19 protein-coding genes are annotated in these 18153 nt (G+C 45.2%); 16 read left to right on the plus strand and 3 right to left on the minus strand.

Annotated features, from left to right (window positions below):
- Nucleotides 1-5 precede the first annotated feature (5 nt).
- The gene (locus tag R7P35_RS20650) at nt 6-2567 is read right to left on the minus strand and encodes a penicillin-binding protein 1A (RefSeq protein ID WP_005381325.1); all 2562 of its coding nucleotides are present in this window, start codon (nt 2565-2567) and stop codon (nt 6-8) included.
- A 144-nt stretch (nt 2568-2711) separates the two neighbouring features.
- Here R7P35_RS20650 and pilM point away from each other — a divergent pair, with 144 nt between their 5' ends.
- From pilM to rplI, 14 genes are all read left to right on the plus strand, one after another.
- Nucleotides 2712-3728: a type IV pilus biogenesis protein PilM gene (gene pilM / locus R7P35_RS20655; RefSeq protein WP_170897641.1), complete on the plus strand. Its 1017-nt coding sequence runs from the start codon at nt 2712-2714 to the stop codon at nt 3726-3728.
- A complete protein-coding gene (locus R7P35_RS20660) occupies nt 3712-4287 on the plus strand; it encodes a PilN domain-containing protein (RefSeq protein ID WP_005381323.1) in 576 nt (191 codons plus the stop codon). The genes pilM and R7P35_RS20660 overlap by 17 nt, the downstream gene beginning before the upstream one ends.
- The gene (locus R7P35_RS20665) at nt 4280-4873 is read left to right on the plus strand and encodes a type 4a pilus biogenesis protein PilO (RefSeq protein ID WP_033907305.1); all 594 of its coding nucleotides are present in this window, start codon (nt 4280-4282) and stop codon (nt 4871-4873) included. Before R7P35_RS20660 ends, R7P35_RS20665 begins: the two co-directional genes overlap by 8 nt.
- On the plus strand, nt 4863-5378 hold the full coding sequence (locus R7P35_RS20670) for a pilus assembly protein PilP (protein WP_115386334.1): 516 nt from the start codon (nt 4863-4865) through the stop codon (nt 5376-5378). The genes R7P35_RS20665 and R7P35_RS20670 overlap by 11 nt, the downstream gene beginning before the upstream one ends.
- A 25-nt stretch (nt 5379-5403) precedes the next feature.
- On the plus strand, nt 5404-7149 hold the full coding sequence (locus tag R7P35_RS20675; RefSeq protein WP_042523674.1) for a type IV pilus secretin PilQ: 1746 nt from the start codon (nt 5404-5406) through the stop codon (nt 7147-7149).
- 187 nt (nt 7150-7336) lie between these two features.
- Nucleotides 7337-7855 (plus strand): shikimate kinase AroK, encoded by a 519-nt coding sequence (aroK, locus tag R7P35_RS20680; RefSeq protein ID WP_005381319.1) that lies wholly within the window; start codon nt 7337-7339, stop codon nt 7853-7855.
- Between the two features lie 32 nt (nt 7856-7887).
- The gene (aroB, locus tag R7P35_RS20685; RefSeq protein WP_170897642.1) at nt 7888-8988 is read left to right on the plus strand and encodes a 3-dehydroquinate synthase; all 1101 of its coding nucleotides are present in this window, start codon (nt 7888-7890) and stop codon (nt 8986-8988) included.
- A 52-nt stretch (nt 8989-9040) separates the two neighbouring features.
- Nucleotides 9041-10552: an SPOR domain-containing protein gene (locus R7P35_RS20690; protein ID WP_025768079.1), complete on the plus strand. Its 1512-nt coding sequence runs from the start codon at nt 9041-9043 to the stop codon at nt 10550-10552.
- A gap of 69 nt (nt 10553-10621) precedes the next feature.
- Nucleotides 10622-11461, plus strand: a complete 840-nt coding sequence (locus tag R7P35_RS20695) for a Dam family site-specific DNA-(adenine-N6)-methyltransferase (RefSeq protein WP_005382762.1) — start codon at nt 10622-10624, stop codon at nt 11459-11461.
- A gap of 92 nt (nt 11462-11553) precedes the next feature.
- Complete coding sequence (gene rpe, locus R7P35_RS20700; RefSeq protein ID WP_005381300.1) at nt 11554-12225, plus strand: ribulose-phosphate 3-epimerase; 672 nt, start codon at nt 11554-11556, stop codon at nt 12223-12225.
- Nucleotides 12226-12469: 244 nt separating this feature from the next.
- Nucleotides 12470-12859, plus strand: a complete 390-nt coding sequence (gene rpsF, locus R7P35_RS20705; protein WP_005381299.1) for a 30S ribosomal protein S6 — start codon at nt 12470-12472, stop codon at nt 12857-12859.
- An 8-nt stretch (nt 12860-12867) separates the two neighbouring features.
- Nucleotides 12868-13170, plus strand: a complete 303-nt coding sequence (gene priB, locus R7P35_RS20710) for a primosomal replication protein N (protein ID WP_005381298.1) — start codon at nt 12868-12870, stop codon at nt 13168-13170.
- Nucleotides 13171-13186: 16 nt separating this feature from the next.
- Nucleotides 13187-13414, plus strand: coding sequence for a 30S ribosomal protein S18 (gene rpsR / locus R7P35_RS20715; RefSeq protein WP_000090472.1), 228 nt, complete (start codon nt 13187-13189; stop codon nt 13412-13414).
- 33 nt (nt 13415-13447) lie between these two features.
- Nucleotides 13448-13900, plus strand: coding sequence for a 50S ribosomal protein L9 (gene rplI / locus R7P35_RS20720; RefSeq protein ID WP_005382760.1), 453 nt, complete (start codon nt 13448-13450; stop codon nt 13898-13900).
- 76 nt (nt 13901-13976) lie between these two features.
- On the opposite strand, the gene R7P35_RS20725 is transcribed toward rplI, so the two are convergent.
- On the minus strand, nt 13977-14741 hold the full coding sequence (locus R7P35_RS20725) for a DUF481 domain-containing protein (protein ID WP_005381276.1): 765 nt from the start codon (nt 14739-14741) through the stop codon (nt 13977-13979).
- 221 nt (nt 14742-14962) lie between these two features.
- On the opposite strand from R7P35_RS20725, the gene R7P35_RS20730 reads away from it, so the two are divergent.
- Nucleotides 14963-16363, plus strand: a complete 1401-nt coding sequence (locus R7P35_RS20730; protein ID WP_005382759.1) for a replicative DNA helicase — start codon at nt 14963-14965, stop codon at nt 16361-16363.
- Nucleotides 16364-16376: 13 nt separating this feature from the next.
- Nucleotides 16377-17453: an alanine racemase gene (alr, locus tag R7P35_RS20735; protein WP_031777284.1), complete on the plus strand. Its 1077-nt coding sequence runs from the start codon at nt 16377-16379 to the stop codon at nt 17451-17453.
- Nucleotides 17454-17491: 38 nt separating this feature from the next.
- Here the strand turns inward: alr and R7P35_RS20740 are convergent, their stop codons facing one another.
- A complete protein-coding gene (locus R7P35_RS20740; RefSeq protein ID WP_042523680.1) occupies nt 17492-17911 on the minus strand; it encodes a secondary thiamine-phosphate synthase enzyme YjbQ in 420 nt (139 codons plus the stop codon).
- Nucleotides 17912-18153 lie beyond the last annotated feature (242 nt).

Consider the following 18153-nt stretch of genomic DNA (forward strand, 5'->3'; position numbering starts at 1 on the left):
GTGATTTAGAACAGTTCTTCTGCGCCAGAGCCTGAAGAATAAATACTATCTTCTAAACGGTCGCCAGCGTATTCGGTAGGCTCCGTGCCTTTTTCAAAGTATTCGAACATTGATGTGCTATCTACCTTGTGCGTTAGCATACCGCTGTTGCGATCAATACGAACTCGAATAATATCCTCTGGAATATTTTTACCTTGCTCCGGCGTCCCTTCTAGCGCAACACGCATGAAGTCAATCCAAGCAGGCTCTGCTGTTTTCGCACCCGACTCGGCACCAGAAATTTGGCCTTGCCCTAGGTTGCTGTTAACTGTGGTGCGGCCAAGTGCACGTGAGTGATCATCAAAGCCAACCCAAGCTATCGCAACGACACCAGGTCCATAGCCATTGTACCAAGCATCCTTGGAATCATTCGTTGTACCCGTTTTACCTCCGATATCACGACGACCAAGTTTTTGCGCGCGCCAGCCTGTACCATTCCAACCTGTGCCTTCACGCCAGTTACCACCACCCCAAATGTTGCTGTACATCATCTCACGCATTAAGAATGCATTCTGTTCAGAGATAACTTGTGGTGCATATTGAGGTTCATCATTTTCAAGGGCATTGTCTGTTGCAAGGCCATCAATTGCGACGTCTTGTTCGCCAAATTCATCAGCGTAGCGATTTTCTGGCTGCTCGCTCATTTGCGGACAATCCTTATGACAAACACTCTTTGGATTGGCTTTAAACAGTACTTCACCGAATGCATCTTCCACGCGTTCTACATAGAATGGTTCAACGTAATAACCACCGTTCGCAAACACAGAGTAACCTTGTGCCACTTTCATTGGTGTTAAGCTGCCAGCTCCGAGTGCGATGGTCTCTGAACGCGGTACTTGGTTAATATCAAAACCGAAACGAGTAAGGTACTGACGTGTCTCCTCGAGGCCAACTTCACGGAGTGTACGCACTGCCATGACGTTTTTTGATTGAGCTAAGCCGAGGCGAAGACGCGTTGGACCACCATAAGTTGGTGGTGAGTTTTTTGGTCGCCAAGCTGAACCAGAACCTGCATCCCACTTGTTAATTGGCGCATCGTTAATCAAAGTCGCTAGAGTCAGCCCTTTGTCAATTGCTGCCGAGTAGATGAAAGGCTTGATACTTGAACCAACCTGACGTACTGACATGGTTGCACGGTTAAACTTGCTGTGAACAAAGTTGAAACCACCAACCAGCGACAATATCGCGCCATTTTCTGGGTTCATCGCAACAAACGCGGTGTTTGCTGTCGGCACTTGGCTCAGTTTCCAGCTCAGTGTTGTGTTGTCATCTTCATCGGTTTCACTTACTTCGCGAACCCAAACTTGTTGACCTGTCGCTAGCACATCATGCGCTGACTTTGGTGTTGAGCCTTGGCGGTTATCGGTAATGTACTTACGCGCCCAGTGCATTCCAGTCCAAGGGATGGTTTGCTCTTCATGGTTCTTAACCCATACTTGTGCCGTCTTATCATCGACTTTCGTCACAACCGCAGGGTAAAGGTCACCATAAGTTGGCTGTTTCTTCAGGTGCTTTTCTATTTGCTCATTGTCCCAGGCCGCTTCCCCTTCTTTCCAAAGCACACTTTCTGCACCACGGTAGCCATGACGTTCATCGTATGACAAGAGGTTATTTACCGCAGACGTATTTGCAGCATCTTGCAGTTTAGAATCCACAGTCATGTAGATATTCAAGCCAGAGGTATAAGCTTCTTCTTCACCGTATTCTTTTACTGCCCATGCACGAGCCAACTCTGCTACGTAAGGTGCGGAAAGCTCAATCTCAGCGCTATGATAACGCGCCACAATAGGCTCATTGCGTGCTTCGTCATACTGCTCTTGTGTAATGTATTTCTCATCAAGCATTCGCATTAATACAACGTTACGGCGTTTTGTTGCGCGCTCAAGAGAGTAAATTGGGTTCATGGTTGATGGCGCTTTTGGCATACCAGCGAGTGTTGCAATCTCACTTAACGTCAATTCATCAAGGCTCTTGCCAAAATACACTTGAGCGGCAGCACCAAAGCCATATGAGCGGTAACCAAGGAAGATTTTATTGACATAAAGCTCCATGATTTCTTGCTTACTTAAAAGCTGCTCAATATGGATAGCAATAAAAATCTCTTTAATCTTACGCATGATCTTCTTCTCATTAGATAAGAAGAAGTTACGAGCTAGCTGTTGCGTAATCGTACTTGCACCCTGTTTAGCCGAGCCTGAAACCGCAACAACAACCGCTGCACGAGTGATGCCGATAGGGTCGATACCAGGATGCTCATAGAAACGACTATCTTCGGTTGCGATGAGCGCGTGAATTAAGTCTTGAGGAATTTCGTCATAAGTAACAGGAATACGACGCTTTTCACCGAACTGTGCGATCAGCTTCCCGTCTTGACTAAACACCTTCATAGGTGTTTGTAATTCAACGTCTTTTAGAGTTGCAACATCTGGCAATTCAGGCTTCACGTACTGATAGAAGCCAAATATTGTGGTGACTCCAAGAATTATGCAAATCAATGTTAAAAATAATAAACGCTTTATGAACTTCACCGGAGAATCCCTGATTGGTTGAGGCTGTGTAACGGCAAACCCTTGTACTCTTAGGTCAAAAATTTAGCACATAAGAGATATTAACTCTTATTTGGATGCTAATAACAACCTTTGCACGAAGAAATTTCGGAGCGAGAGTAAGAGATGGATAAGCTAATCGTTACCGGCATCGATATAGGCCATAACAGCCTCAAAGCCGTAGTACTTAAACCCACAGGCAACAATTACGCTCTGTTGGGTTACAAAGAAATATTACTAAAGGAAGGTATTGTCGCTGAAAATAACACCTTAAATCATCAAGAAATTGTAAAGACCCTCAAGCAGATAAAAAAAGAACTGCCTTTTGGCGCTAGAAAAGTTGCGATCTCAGTTCCTGATAACTCGGTAATTAGCAAGAAACTGCAAATAGAACAAAATCTTGAAGAGAGTGAAGTTGAGTTTGCAGTGATACAAGCCTTTTCTCATCAATCGCCATTCCCTGTCGAAGAGCTGAGTTTAGACTTCGTTCGTCTTCTCGCGGAGGGCGGGCAGAGTGGCAGTGATAGCTATCAAGTGTTTGCGACAAGAAAAGATGTGGTAGAAGGCCGAGTTGATGCATTACAAAAGTCCGGACTAAAACCTGTTTTAGTGGACGTGCATTCGCAAAGCCTTGGTCATATCTGGAAGCTTACCGCCGATCGCTTTCCTGACAAAAACAAATACTGCTTACTCGATATTGGCACCTTATCGAGCTCTTTCACCATGTTTACCGAACAAGGTGAACTGTTTCACAAAGAGTTTGCTTACGGCACACGCGGAGCAAACAGCGCTTCTCCAGTCGATTTTCTGTCCGATGATGCTCAGGAGAAAACAGAGCTGTTTAACTGTCAAATCGTAGAGCGAGTAAAGCGCCAGATGCAGCTCTATACCTCAATCAATGGCTCACAAAACATCAAGGGTATCTGGTTATCAGGGGAGGGGGCCTCCACTCCCATGCTCGTAGAAGAGTTGTCTCAACAATTGTCGTTAGAGTGTGAATTGCTAAATCCGCTAGGGCTATTTGAGATGAAGGTGTCTAAGCGTAAGCGTCGTGCTGTGGATTGGCAGCATTTCTCAACAGCAGCCGGACTGGCCGTTCGTGGCATTCATTGGCTAGGAGGCGCCCGTGCTTTATCGCATTAATTTACTTCCTTGGCGAGAGAATCAAAGAGAAGAGCACCGACGTCGCTTCATCAGTTTGGTCGCATTAGGCATGTTGGTCGCTGTTGGCATCCAGTGGGGTATTGGAAAGTTTTTTGAGTACCAACAAGATCAACAACAGGAGCGGCTCGATTACCTCACTCACTACATTGCCGAACTCGACCAGCGTATTGAAGCAATGAAAATTGCAGAGCAAGAGCACAGCAAAATCCTCGAACGTCTAAAGGTCGTTGAAGGTTTACAAAACGGACGAAACAAAACGACCGAGTTCATGAACTTAATGCCTGCCGTTATCCCTGAAGGTGTATATGTCGACAAGATCAAAATGAATGATCTGGAAATTGAGATCTCTGGGATCTCAGATAGCACTCCAAAACTTGCCACGATGCTGGACAACATGGAGCGCTCGGCCAAGTTGAACGACGTAGAAATGCATTCCATCGTTCACGGCAAAGCCCGTTTTGGGAAAGAGTTTCAAACATTCAAAGTGTCTTTCATGTTCAAAGTAACGGAGAAGAAATTGGAGGCTCAACGTGGTTGATTGGCAGGATCTCGAAATAGATGAAATGGCCGAGTGGCCATTGTTGCCCCAGATTGTAGTAATCGCGCTTCTGATCATGGCGATTCAAGGCTTAGGTTATTGGTTTTACCTTAAACCGAAAGAAGAACAGTTGAATCACTTGATCCAGCAGGAGCAGACACTCAAGGTGGCATTGAAGATCAAAGCGAACAAAGTGGCAGCGTTGCCTCAGCTTCAATCTCAATTGGATGAACTTACCACTCGTTACGAGTTATTACTGCAACAACTGCCTGCGCAAAAAGAGCTGGCTACAATGCTCGCTTCAGTGAATGAGCTTGGCATCGACAATAAGCTGACTTTCACCCGAATCGACTGGGGCGAAAAACAATCAGAGCACTTCCTTTATCGTCTTCCTTTAAACATAGAGTTAACGGGCGACTTTCATGACATCGGCCATTTTTCTCAGGCAATAGCGACGCTACCTCGAATCATCACGTTTAAAGATGTGACTTGGCAACGTGTCAGCCAAGAGAGCGAAACCCTGCACTTTCGGGTGCGCGCTAACACCTATCAGTTTAAGCCGGAGGAGACGAAAAATGACAAGTAAGTCTTTATTGTTGGTATTGATGGGTTCTCTATTGATGGGCTGCCAGGCGAATGATGAATCATTGACGGATTTTATTCGAGGAGTGGAAACACAGGCGCGTCGAGAGGTCGAGAAGCTTAAGCCCGCAGACAAGTATGTTGCAGTCACGTACGCACCGGAAGTACAGCGTGCACCCTTTGAATTACCCAAAGAAGCCATCATCGCGACTCAGCCAGTTGCAAGAAAAGATTGTTGGCAACCGCCCTCAAGAAGGCGAACTGGAAAATTAGAAAAATTCCCATTAAGCCAATTACGTTTGAAAGGGGTCATGGGCATGGATAACACGGTTTCTGGCCTCGTTCAGGCTCCCAATGGCAACGTCTATAAAGTTAAGCCGGGTCAATACCTCGGACGCAATAATGGCAAAGTGACCCATGTCAGCCACTCCTACTTGTTGATTAATGAAACGTTGCCCGACGGCTTAGGATGTTGGCAAAAACGTAAAGTTAAGTTGGCTTTGAGATAGCCCCATTTATTTTTGATATTGAGTAATGAAAATGAGACAAGGATTAACACGTACACCAAGGATACTTACTGGGCTCTTCTCCTTATGGTTGTTTGTATTTTTAGCCCCTTTAGCGGCAGCTGAAGAAGTTTCGTCCAATGCCCTAAAAAGTATCGACTTTCGAACTAATAAAGATAAAGACGCCGTGATTGTCGTCGAATTGGCGTCACCGGCCGCGATTGTAGATATCAAGCGTGTACAGGAAGGGTTAAGTATCGATTTGCTTAACACTTCAGTAAAAGACGAGCAATTGTATCTCCTAGACGTGAAAGACTTTTCGACTGTGGTTGAGAGCGTAGAAGTGTTTCGCGATACCTCGACGACGCGCTTGGTTGCGCACATCAATGAAGAATACATGCATGATTACCGTTTAACGGGGCCTTTTTTGGAAATCAAAGTAGCGAAGATCAAACCCAATGAGAAAGCCCCAGATAAAAGCATTTTAGAAAGAGAAGGTAAGCTTATTTCGATTAACTTCCAAGATATTCCTGTGCGAAACGTCTTGCAGCTTATTGCTGATTACAACCAATTCAATTTGGTTGTCTCCGACTCTGTAGAAGGCAACCTCACGCTTCGTCTTGATGGTGTCCCTTGGCAGCAAGTGCTGGATATTATTTTGCAAGTTAAGGGGTTAGATAAGCGTGTTGATGGCAACGTGATTTTAGTTGCTCCGACTGATGAGTTGGACTTGCGTGAGAAGCAGCAGTTAGAAAAACAAAAACTTACGGAAGAAATGGGAGAGCTTTCATCTGAAATCATCAAAGTTAATTTTGCTAAAGCATCAGACATTGCGGAGATGATCAATGGAGAAGGAAATATCAGCATGCTGTCAGAGCGCGGCAGTATGACCATTGATGAGCGAACTAACTCGTTATTGATTAGAGAGTTACCTGAAAACATCGAGGTGATTCGAGAAATTATTGAGTCTTTGGATATTCCAGTTAAACAGGTTCAAATTGAGGCGCGTATTGTGACCATCAATGAAGGTAACATGGACGAGCTAGGTATTCGTTGGGGTTTTACGTCTATTAATGGCAGTAATACAGTGGGCGGTTCTATTGAGAACAACCTCGCCACGATCGGTCTTTATAATGGAGAAGGGGGCGACGACGGTGGTGACGGTGATGGAGTGGGGATCGATGACTTCCTAAATGTAAACTTAGCTGCAACCAGCCCGAATGCCACCAGCATTGCTTTTCAGGTCGCAAAGTTAGGTTCAGACACCTTGTTGGATCTTGAGCTTTCTGCTCTGCAACAAGAGTCTAAAGCTGAGATTATCTCGAGCCCACGTTTGATCACTACCAATAAGAAACCTGCCTATATCGAACAAGGTACTGAGATTCCTTATCTTGAGTCATCATCAAGTGGTGCAACGACGGTGACGTTCAAAAAGGCGGTATTAAGTTTGAAGGTAACCCCGCAAATCACACCGGATAACCGCTTAGTATTGGATTTAAGTGTCACGCAAGATAGACCTGGACAAGTCGTGAAGACAGGCACTGGTGAAGCTGTTGCGATTGATACTCAACGTATCGGGACGCAAGTGTTAGTGAATAACGGTGAAACGGTCGTTCTTGGTGGTATTTTTCAGCACAGCATTACTAACTCGGTGGACAAAGTGCCTTTGTTGGGCGATCTGCCGCTATTAGGTGCGCTTTTTCGTCGAAGCTATGAAAATGTTGGCAAAAGTGAGCTGTTAATTTTCGTCACGCCTAAGGTGGTGATTCAGTAGTTCTGCCTCGGGAAAAACTGATTAAATCAAAAATAAAGTTGCAATAGTGGCACCATGCTTGGATAATTTCGGGTCTTATCACGAATTATCTGTGAGGAACTGGTGCCACAAGCCTTGTAGAACAGCAGTTTAGCTGTGTTTTCTTGTGGCGATCTTATTGAATCAATGTTGTAAATTACTGCTAAACATGGCTGAGAAACGTAATATTTTCCTTGTTGGCCCAATGGGCGCCGGCAAAAGTACAATTGGTAGACATCTAGCACAGCAACTGCATATGGAGTTTGTTGACTCCGATACAGTGATCGAAGAACGCACTGGTGCAGACATCTCTTGGGTTTTTGATGTAGAAGGTGAAGAAGGCTTCCGCAAGCGTGAAGAAGCGGTACTTGAAGACCTAACACAAGAGCAAGGCATCGTGCTTGCGACTGGCGGTGGCTCTGTTAAGAGCAAAGAAAACCGCAATCGTCTTTCGGCACGTGGTGTTGTTGTTTACTTAGAAACGACGATTGAAAAGCAACTTGCGCGTACAAACCGCGACAAGAAGCGTCCTTTACTTCAAACGGATAACCCTCGCGAAGTATTGGAGCAATTAGCTGAAGAACGTAATCCTTTATATGAAGAAGTAGCGGATTACACTGTTCGCACTGACGATCAAAGTGCAAAAGTGGTAGCCAACCAGATCGTAAAAATGCTAGAAGAGAGATAAGTCTTTATCTTTTTTTTAATTGGAGCAAACCGATGGAACGGATTACGGTCAACCTAGCTGAGCGTAGCTACCCAATCTCTATTGGCGCCGGGTTATTTGAGGACCCGGCGTACCTCTCTCAAGTTCTCTCAAACAAAAATGCAAAACAAAAAGTTGTTGTGATCAGTAATGTCACAGTGGCGCCTTTGTATGCAGACAAAATTTTAAAGCAACTCGAGCAGCTCGGTTGTAGTGCATCCTTGTTAGAATTGCCTGACGGTGAACAGTACAAAAACTTGGATGTATTTAATCAAGTAATGAACTTCTTACTGGAAGGGAGTTATGCTCGTGATGTTGTGATCATCGCGTTAGGTGGTGGTGTTATTGGCGACCTTGTGGGTTTTGCGTCTGCCTGTTACCAGCGTGGGGTCGACTTTATTCAAGTACCGACCACATTACTATCCCAAGTGGACTCTTCGGTTGGTGGAAAAACCGCGGTTAACCATCCGTTGGGTAAGAACATGATAGGTGCGTTTTACCAACCTAAAGCCGTGATCATTGATACCAACTGCCTGTCGACGTTGCCTGAACGTGAGTTCGCTGCGGGTATCGCCGAAGTCATTAAGTACGGCATTATTTACGATGCAGATTTTTTTGTATGGTTAGAAGACAATCTTGAGCGCTTGTATGCGTTGGATGAAGAAGCACTAACTTATGCGATCGCACGTTGCTGTGAAATAAAAGCGGAAGTGGTGGCTCAGGATGAGAAAGAGTCGGGCATCCGTGCTTTGCTTAACTTAGGTCACACCTTTGGTCATGCGATTGAAGCGGAACTTGGTTATGGCAATTGGCTGCATGGTGAAGCGGTATCTTCCGGCACTGTTATGGCGGCCAAAACGTCGCATCTACGCGGTCTGATCTCGGAAGAGCAATTTGAGCGTATTGTTGCGATTTTGCGTCGTGCAAAACTGCCTGTGCATACTCCAGACAGTATGAATTTCGATGACTTCATCAAGCACATGATGCGAGATAAGAAAGTCCTCTCTGGTCAATTACGATTGGTTTTGCCTACAGGCATTGGCACTGCCGAGGTAATTGCTGATACGACGCAAGACGTACTCAAACAGGCGATAGACTTCGGTCGCGATATTTAACCTTGTAATGGCGCCTTTGGGCGTCATTCTTGTAGTGTATTAAGGTTATTAGATGAGTGTTGCTCACGTACTGGAATTAGATTCTCAAATCGAGTTGCTTGATAGGTTAGGTCTACTGACTAACTTTGGTTCCAATCTCATTGCGATTAATGGTCATGATGGGTACGGGAAATCTTGGCTAGCGCAGCGATACCTTGAAGTGGGTGCCAGTAACAAGAATCAATGTTTGTTACTTTGTCATTCTAATCAAGACGATGTGCAGCATCGCGTCCTTATTTTGAGTCAACTGGTTTCAGACGCATTGTTTAATCAGCAAGAGCCTTTACTTGATAGCCTTGAAAGGCTTTTAGGTGATGAGCCGTGTGACATTGCAATTGTTGTAGATGATGCGCATTTATTGAGTGAGACACTTATCTCTGAGCTTTGGATGCTGGTCTTAGAGGCGCACCATAAGCCAAATTGGACCATCAATATCCTACTGTTTACACAGTCTGGACGTTTAGAAGGTTTGCTAGCACGTCTCAGTTATGGACAAGAGATAAAGCCTGTTGAGCTTGATATTGATATGTTGTCCGAAGTGGAAGCTCGTCGTTTCTTTGAGTCACTTGTTGCGCGCTACGTCGATGATGAGTCTGAGAAACGGGTTCGAGATGCATTTAAAAAAGTCGACCCAGTACCGGGTGACATCATGGCGTTAGGAGAGATGAAAGTGGAAAAAAGGATCATTATCCGCTCGATTGTCGGTTCACCCCTGAATATTGCGTTGGTGGTATTAGTATTACTGTTGCTTGCTGCTGGTGGCTATTGGTGGATGCTTAGTCAACCAAGTCCTGATGATAAAGCGCAGCAAATTGCTGGCAGTTTAGAGCAAACGGCTATTCCAACTTTTGAAGAGTCAGGAATCAGTGCAGCGCAGTCTTCACTGATTCCTGTAACCGATGGCTCTAGCAGTCTTGATAAGTCTGGTGCGGTTGATGATTCTGATTCATTACCGCCAGCAGTGACAGAAGAAGTAGCGAGCGTAGGCAGTGATGACAATCAACAAAGAGTGGTGATTGAGTCGAATGTGGTCGATGCATTGCTTGAAGGTAAAGCTGATTCAGCAGACACAAAAGCGATTGATGATGTCGTAGGTACTGAGAAGACAGAAACCGCCGATGAAACTAGCTCCCCTTTGATTAAAGTCGTAAAACCGAATCAAGATATGACGCAAGCACCTGCTCAGTCAGAAGAGGGTGAGGCAAACCAACCTGTTGTGAAATTTTCATTTGCTCGTGAAGAACTAAAAGCGCTATCGCCAAGAGCTTATACTTTACAACTCGCGGCTATGACCTCAATGGAAGATGTACAATCCTTTCTCAATGAGCATCAACTGAATAATCAAGTGCGAATTTATCCTACCGTTCGTAATGACACCGAGTGGTATATCATCACATATCAAGATTATCCGACAATTCAAATGGCTCGTGATGCCGTCGCAAGCTTGCCAGATTCGGTTAAGTCGGTGAGTCCTTGGGCAAAATCACTCCGTCAGGTTCACCGTGAAATTGAACGAGTGAAATAAACCTGAGCTTCCCTGAAAAATATGTTACATTCCGCAGCCTTAATTTTTGGTCGATAGATAGAGCAGTAGATGAAAAAGCAACGAGCCTTTCTTAAATGGGCAGGAGGAAAATACGGACTGGTTGAAGACATCCAACGTCATTTGCCGCCGGCTCGAAAGCTAGTTGAACCTTTTGTTGGTGCGGGCTCAGTGTTTCTGAATACCGATTATGACCATTATCTACTTGCAGATATCAATCCAGATTTGATCAATCTGTACAACCTGCTGAAAGAACGCCCTGAAGAGTATATCTCTGAAGCGAAGCGTTGGTTTGTCGCTGAGAACAACCGCAAAGAAGCCTACCTACACATTCGCGCTGAGTTTAATAAAACCGATGACGTGATGTACCGCTCTTTAGCGTTTTTGTATATGAACCGCTTTGGTTTTAATGGCCTATGCCGTTACAACAAAAAAGGTGGCTTCAATGTACCGTTTGGCTCTTACAAAAAGCCGTATTTCCCTGAGGCGGAATTGGAGTTTTTTGCAGAAAAAGCCAAAAAAGCTACGTTTGTTTGTGAAGGTTATCCTGAAACATTTCGTCGTGCGCGCAAAGGGAGCGTCGTGTATTGCGATCCACCTTATGCGCCGCTTTCAAATACGGCAAATTTCACCTCATACGCAGGTAATGGTTTCACGTTGGACGACCAAGCTGCATTAGCCGACATTGCTGAAAGAACAGCGACTGAACGTGGCATTCCTGTGTTGATTTCTAACCACGACACTACCTTGACACGTCGGTTGTATCACGGTGCGGATCTTAATGTGGTTAAAGTAAAGCGTACCATTAGCCGTAATGGTAACGGTCGTAATAAAGTGGATGAGCTACTTGCGCTTTTTCATGCGCCAGACATGGATAAATCAAGCTCTTAATTCTCACACTATTATATCTAAATAGTGGATCTCCCCACTGGCTTCGGTAGAATTGCGCGCAGATTGTTTGCTCATTACTACTGAGGTCAGGTATGAAAGATTTTCTTATTGCTCCATCCATTTTATCGGCAGATTTTGCTCGTCTCGGTGAAGATGTAGAAAAAGTACTCGCAGCGGGTGCGGATGTGGTGCATTTCGACGTTATGGATAACCACTATGTACCAAACCTGACTTTTGGTGCGCCTGTGTGTAAAGCACTACGCGATTATGGCATCACAGCGCCAATCGATGTTCACCTAATGGTGAAACCCGTTGACCGTATTATTCCTGATTTCGCAAAAGCGGGTGCGTCGATGATTACGTTCCATGTAGAAGCTTCTGATCATGTAGACCGTACACTGCAGTTAATTAAAGAGCACGGCTGTCAGGCTGGTGTGGTACTAAACCCAGCAACGCCACTTGCAAGTCTTGAATTTATTATGGATAAAGTCGACATGATTCTACTGATGTCGGTAAACCCTGGTTTTGGTGGTCAATCATTCATTCCTCATACACTAGATAAACTGCGTGCCGTTCGTAAGATGATTGACGAGTCTGGTCGTGATATCCGCTTAGAAATCGATGGCGGTGTGAAGGTTGACAACATTCGTGAAATTGCAGAAGCGGGCGCAGACATGTTTGTTGCAGGCTCGGCGATTTTCGGTGAGCCAGATTACAAACAAGTGATCGATCAAATGCGCGCTGAACTGGCTGAAGTTAAATAAGCACCGATAAGCCAGCGCAATAACACGCTGATTTTAAAGGCTGCCAGCTTGTTGGCAGCCTTTGTGTTTTCTAGTATTAGAAGAAATTAAATATCCACTGCGCTGAGCAAATAATCACTTGCCTATTTTACGCCCTTTCTGTACTATTCGTGCTCCTTAAACTCAGTCAATTATCTTTAGTTCCTTGCTTCCTCTGGACGACTGAGCCATTTGTGGAAGCTGAATAATCCGTAAGGAGCAACCAATGCGTCATTACGAAATCGTATTCATGGTGCACCCAGATCAAAGCGAGCAAGTTGCTGGCATGATCGAGCGTTACACTGGTTCAATCACTGAAGCTGGCGGTAAAATCCACCGTCTAGAAGACTGGGGCCGTCGTCAACTGGCTTACCCAATCAACAAGCTTCACAAAGCTCACTACGTTCTTATGAACGTTGAAGCTGACCAAGCTGTAATTGATGAGCTAGAAACTGCTTTCCGTTTCAACGATGCAGTTCTACGTAACATGATCATGCGTACTAAAGCAGCGATCACTGAGCAATCTATCATGCTTAAGCAAAAAGAAGAGCGTGCTCCACGTCGTGAAGAGCGTTCTGAAGCTAAGCCTGAAGCTAAGTCAGAAGCTGCTGAGTAAGTTTTCTTATGGCCAATCGAATGGAGCTGAGCGGCACCATTGCCAAACCGCCCATTCGTAGTAAAAGCCCTGGTGGCATTGAACACTGTCGGTTTTGGCTGGAGCATCGCTCTACTATTATCGAAGCTGACTTACCTCGACAAGTTTATTGTCGTATGCCGGTAGTCGTCAGCGGGCTTGGGTCACAAGCACTAACTCAGAATTTAGTTCAAGGCAGTAACATTAAGGTAAGTGGTTTTGTCACTTATCAAACCGGCCGAAATGGCGTGGGAAAATTAGTGTTACACGCCGACAACATTACTCAAATTTAAGATCAGGAGATAGCCCATGGCTCGTTTCTTCCGTCGTCGTAAATTCTGCCGTTTCACTGCAGAAGGCGTACAAGAGATTGATTACAAAGACGTAGCAACTCTTAAAAACTACATCACTGAAGCTGGTAAAATCGTACCTAGCCGTATCACTGGTACAAGCGCTAAGTACCAGCGTCAACTAGCACGTGCTATCAAGCGTTCACGCTACCTAGCTCTACTACCGTACACTGACAAGCATCAGTAATCGGTTCATTTTATTAAGAAAGAGGATTAAGCAATGCAAGTTATTCTACTTGATAAAATTGGTAACCTAGGTGGTCTTGGCGATACTGCAAACGTTAAATCTGGCTACGCTCGTAACTTCCTTATCCCACAAGGTAAAGCAGTTATGGCAACTAAAGCTAACGTTGAAATGTTTGAAGCTCGTCGTGCTGAACTAGAAGCTAAAGTTGCTGAGCAACTAGCTGCTGCAGAAGCTCGCGCAGAGAAAGTTAACGCTCTAGAAGCGGTAGTTATCGCTTCTAAAGCTGGTGACGAAGGCAAACTATTCGGTTCTATCGGTACTCGTGACATCGCTGACGCTATCACAGCTGCAGGCGTTGAAGTTGCTAAGAGCGAAGTTCGCCTTCCTGAAGGTGCTCTACGTAACACTGGTGAGTTCGAGATCAGCGTTCAACTTCACTCTGAAGTTTTCGCGACAGTTAACCTACAAGTTGTTGCTGCTGAGTAATTCAGTATCAAGACGAAATACTAAAAAGCACCTCCTTGGAGGTGCTTTTTTATTTCTAAAACTGAGAGAAAAAGGGTTAAAAAGCGAAAAGTAAATTAACGGAAAATACGCTGTCCGCTTTGCTTAAGCCTTCAGGCACTTTATCGTGATACTGACGAGAGTGCGCCAGTTTCAGTGCAATATCTTCAGTAATATCATTGGTTACACTGAGTTCACTATCAGTACGTGTGTTACTTCTACCTGTTACCAACGTAATATCAGCTGCGAAACTTAAATTATCCAACGCATGCCAAGTTGTGTTGATATTTCCTCGAAAAATGCCTTCTCTAACGATATCGGGAAAGACAATATCGTCATCATCTATTTCGTCTAAGTTTGGCTCTTGATAGCGAAAACCAGGGCCTACCTCTACCTCTAAAATGAAGTTCTCAGTGTAGGAGAACTGGTAACCCAAACCACCTGACAACGTATAGTCTTTAAAATAAGCACTGTAGCGAGAATCCACCCCTTTAAAGCTGCCATACAAATATGTCTTAGGGCCTAACTTGTAGTCACTCTGTAGGGAGTAGGTGGATGAGCGTTTGTCTTCTTCACCGTCTTTGTACAAGTTGTAGTACTTCCATTCACCATTAGAACGGTGTCGACCTGACGTATATTCAGCACTCAAACGAGCATTCAGGGAACGAGAGTCCGTGTTACCTGTGTGAGCTTGATAGCCGAACTCCACCTCGGTTTTTAGTGGGTCGGGTACATCAATATTTTGCTCTGGCTGTACTGATTCGTCAGCATACGATGCACTAGCGCACAGTAGGCTAAAGCTAAGTAACCAGTATCGGGACACATCAACCTCGAACGTAATCAAAAAGGAGGGGCATGATACTGATACAGATATTTGGTTGGGTCAATGGTAGGTTAATTTTTATTAGAGCTAGGCGGAAGAACCAGGCTATTACCTGGGTGGTTCACATGATGATTTCTTAACAAGTAATTGTCGCTTCGGGGAAGCATCTCAGTTAGGTTAAGGTTATAATCGTGGGTCAATAGTAGTTATCGAGCAAAGTCATGGCGGAAAACAGAAATCGCAAACCTTCAGACAGTCAGGTCGACGCAATCAAAGTGCCACCTCACTCACTAGAAGCCGAGCAATCAGTAATTGGTGGTCTTTTACTGGATAATGAACGTTGGGACACCGTTGCCGAACGTGTTGTGAGCAGTGATTTCTATAGTCGTCCACACCGCCTGATTTTTGAAGGTGTAAAAACCATTCTTGAAGCGGGTAAACCTCTCGATCTTATTACTTTATCGGAATATCTAGAGCGTCACGAGTTGTTAGAAGATGTAGGCGGTTTTGCTTACCTCGCTGACTTGGCGAAGAATACGCCAAGTGCAGCTAACATCAATGCATATGCTGATATTGTCGCTGAGCGTGCGATTGTTCGTGGCCTTATTGGTGTCGCGAATGAAATTGCGGACGCGGGCTATGACCCTCAAGGTCGCAGTTCTGAAGATTTAATAGACATGGCGGAGAGTAAAGTTTTTGCTATCGCCGAGTCTCGAACTAGTGAAAACGAAGGACCACAAAACGTCGACAACATCCTCGAAAAGACGTTAGAACGTATCGAGTTGTTGTATAAAACGCCACAAGATGGTGTTACGGGGGTCGATACCGGTTTCACCGATCTCAATAAGAAAACCGCAGGTTTGCAAGGCTCTGATTTGGTGATTGTCGCAGCGCGTCCATCGATGGGTAAAACGACCTTTGCGATGAACTTGTGTGAAAATGCGGCCATGCAACAAGAAAAGCCCGTACTTATTTTCTCGTTAGAGATGCCAGCTGAACAGTTGATGATGCGTATGTTGGCCTCTTTGTCTCGTGTTGACCAAACCAAGATCCGTACGGGTCAGCTAGATGACGAAGATTGGGCGCGTATTTCTTCTACTATGGGTATCCTGATGCAGAAGAAGAATATGTACATTGATGATAGCTCTGGTCTAACTCCGACCGAAGTGCGTTCGCGCGCTCGCCGTATCGCTCGTGAACATGGCGGTCTATCGATGATCATGGTCGACTACCTTCAGTTGATGCGCGTGCCTTCGTTAACCGATAACCGTACTCTTGAGATTGCTGAGATCTCTCGCTCTCTTAAGGCGCTGGCAAAAGAGCTAAATGTGCCTGTTGTGGCACTGTCGCAGCTAAACCGTTCCCTAGAGCAACGTGCGGATAAACGACCAGTAAACTCGGACTTGCGTGAATCCGGTTCCATCGAGCAGGATGCCGACTTGATCATGTTCATCTACCGTGATGAGGTTTATCACCCAGATAGTCCGTACAAAGGTACGGCCGAAATCATTATTGGTAAACAGCGTAATGGTCCTATCGGCTCTGTTCGCCTCACTTTCCAAGGTCAACATTCGCGTTTCGACAACTACGCGGGTCCTGCATTCGATATTGATGATGAGTAATCCCATGAGCTATATGAAAGCGGCCAAGGCGTGCATTGATTTGTCTGCGTTGCAGCACAACTTACAGCGCGTAAAAGCTCAAGCGCCACAAAGTAAAGTGATGGCTGTCGTCAAGGCCAATGGTTATGGTCACGGATTACGTCATGTCGCAAAACATGCTAACCATGCGGATGCGTTTGGTGTGGCTCGTATTGAAGAAGCATTGCAACTGCGCGCTTGTGGAGTAGTAAAGCCGATTCTATTGCTAGAAGGTTTTTACTCTCCTGGTGACTTACCTGTTCTTGTGACGAACAACATCCAAACTGTGGTGCACTGTGAAGAGCAGCTTATCGCCTTGGAGCAAGCAGACCTTGAAACTCCGGTTGTCGTGTGGCTGAAGATTGACAGTGGCATGCACCGCCTTGGGGTTCGTCCTGAACAATATGACGAGTTTGTAACGCGGCTGAAGGAGTGTCCAAATGTAGCGAAACCGTTGCGTTACATGAGCCACTTTGGCTGTGCAGATGAGCTGGATAGCGATATTACCCCACAACAGATTGAGCTGTTTAAATCGTTGACTTCTGGTTGCCAAGGGGAACGTTCACTGGCGGCATCTGCGGGGTTACTGGCATGGCCTCAAAGCCATTTAGATTGGGTTCGTCCGGGTATTATCATGTATGGTGTGTCGCCATTCGATGACAAAACGGCGCAAGATCTTGGGTATCAGCCTGTCATGACACTTAAATCCCACCTTATTGCGGTACGTGAAGTGAAGAAGGGTGAAAGTGTTGGCTACGGTGGTATTTGGACCAGTGAGCGAGATACAAAAGTTGGTGTCATTGCTGTAGGGTATGGCGACGGTTACCCAAGAAGTGCTCCAAACGGTACGCCGGTGTGGGTTAATGGCCGTAAAGTACCTATTGCAGGTCGAGTTTCCATGGATATGCTGACGGTCGATTTGGGACCAGACGCAACGGATAAAGTCAGCGACGAAGCGATTCTTTGGGGGAAAGAGCTCCCAGTAGAAGAAGTAGCGGGTCACATTGGTACGATTGCGTATGAACTCGTGACTAAGCTAACGCCTCGCGTCGAGATGGAATACTCCAAATAAACAACGAAAGGCTAACCCAAGGTTAGCCTTTGTTTTATCTACTCACCGTTAATCGTAGCAATAACGCGGCGGCCGCCACCAAAGTCTCGATGCTCACCCAAGTAAATACCTTGCCATGTTCCTAAAGCTAATCGACCATTTTGGATTGGTACCGTCACACTACTGCCAAGCAGTGATGCTTTAATATGTGCCGGCATGTCGTCGTCACCTTCATAGGTGTGCTGATAATAAGGAGCACGCTCTGGCACAAACTTATTGAAGTGCGCTTCCATGTCCATACGCACGGTTGGATCAGCATTCTCATTTAAGGTCAAACTGGCGGAGGTGTGCTGAATAAATAAGTGTAATAAACCTACTGAAAGTTCGTTTATTTGTGGTAATTGTTGTTCAATTTCATCAGTTATCAGGTGAAAACCGCGGCATCTCGCTTTTAATTGCAGTGTTTTTTGTGCCCACATACGTGTTCCTTTGGAAATTTATAAATTGGCGTCTATCCTATTCCAATTAGAGCCTGTCATTAGTAAATGATATGATTCTTGTCATCGTAAATGAATTGTTCAATTTCAGGGCAGGGAACGTGACCTAACTCAATGTGAGTGTAAAAGCTCTCGGTCATAATTGGCGCCTGAAAAAAAATTACAAAGACTTGTTTTGTGGCAATTTGCCCAAACATCTAATTTATATTCTATTTGCTAAATCG

The sequence above is a fragment of the Vibrio sp. Vb0304 genome (assembly GCF_033338995.1).
In the GTDB taxonomy this organism is placed as follows: domain Bacteria; phylum Pseudomonadota; class Gammaproteobacteria; order Enterobacterales; family Vibrionaceae; genus Vibrio; species Vibrio alginolyticus.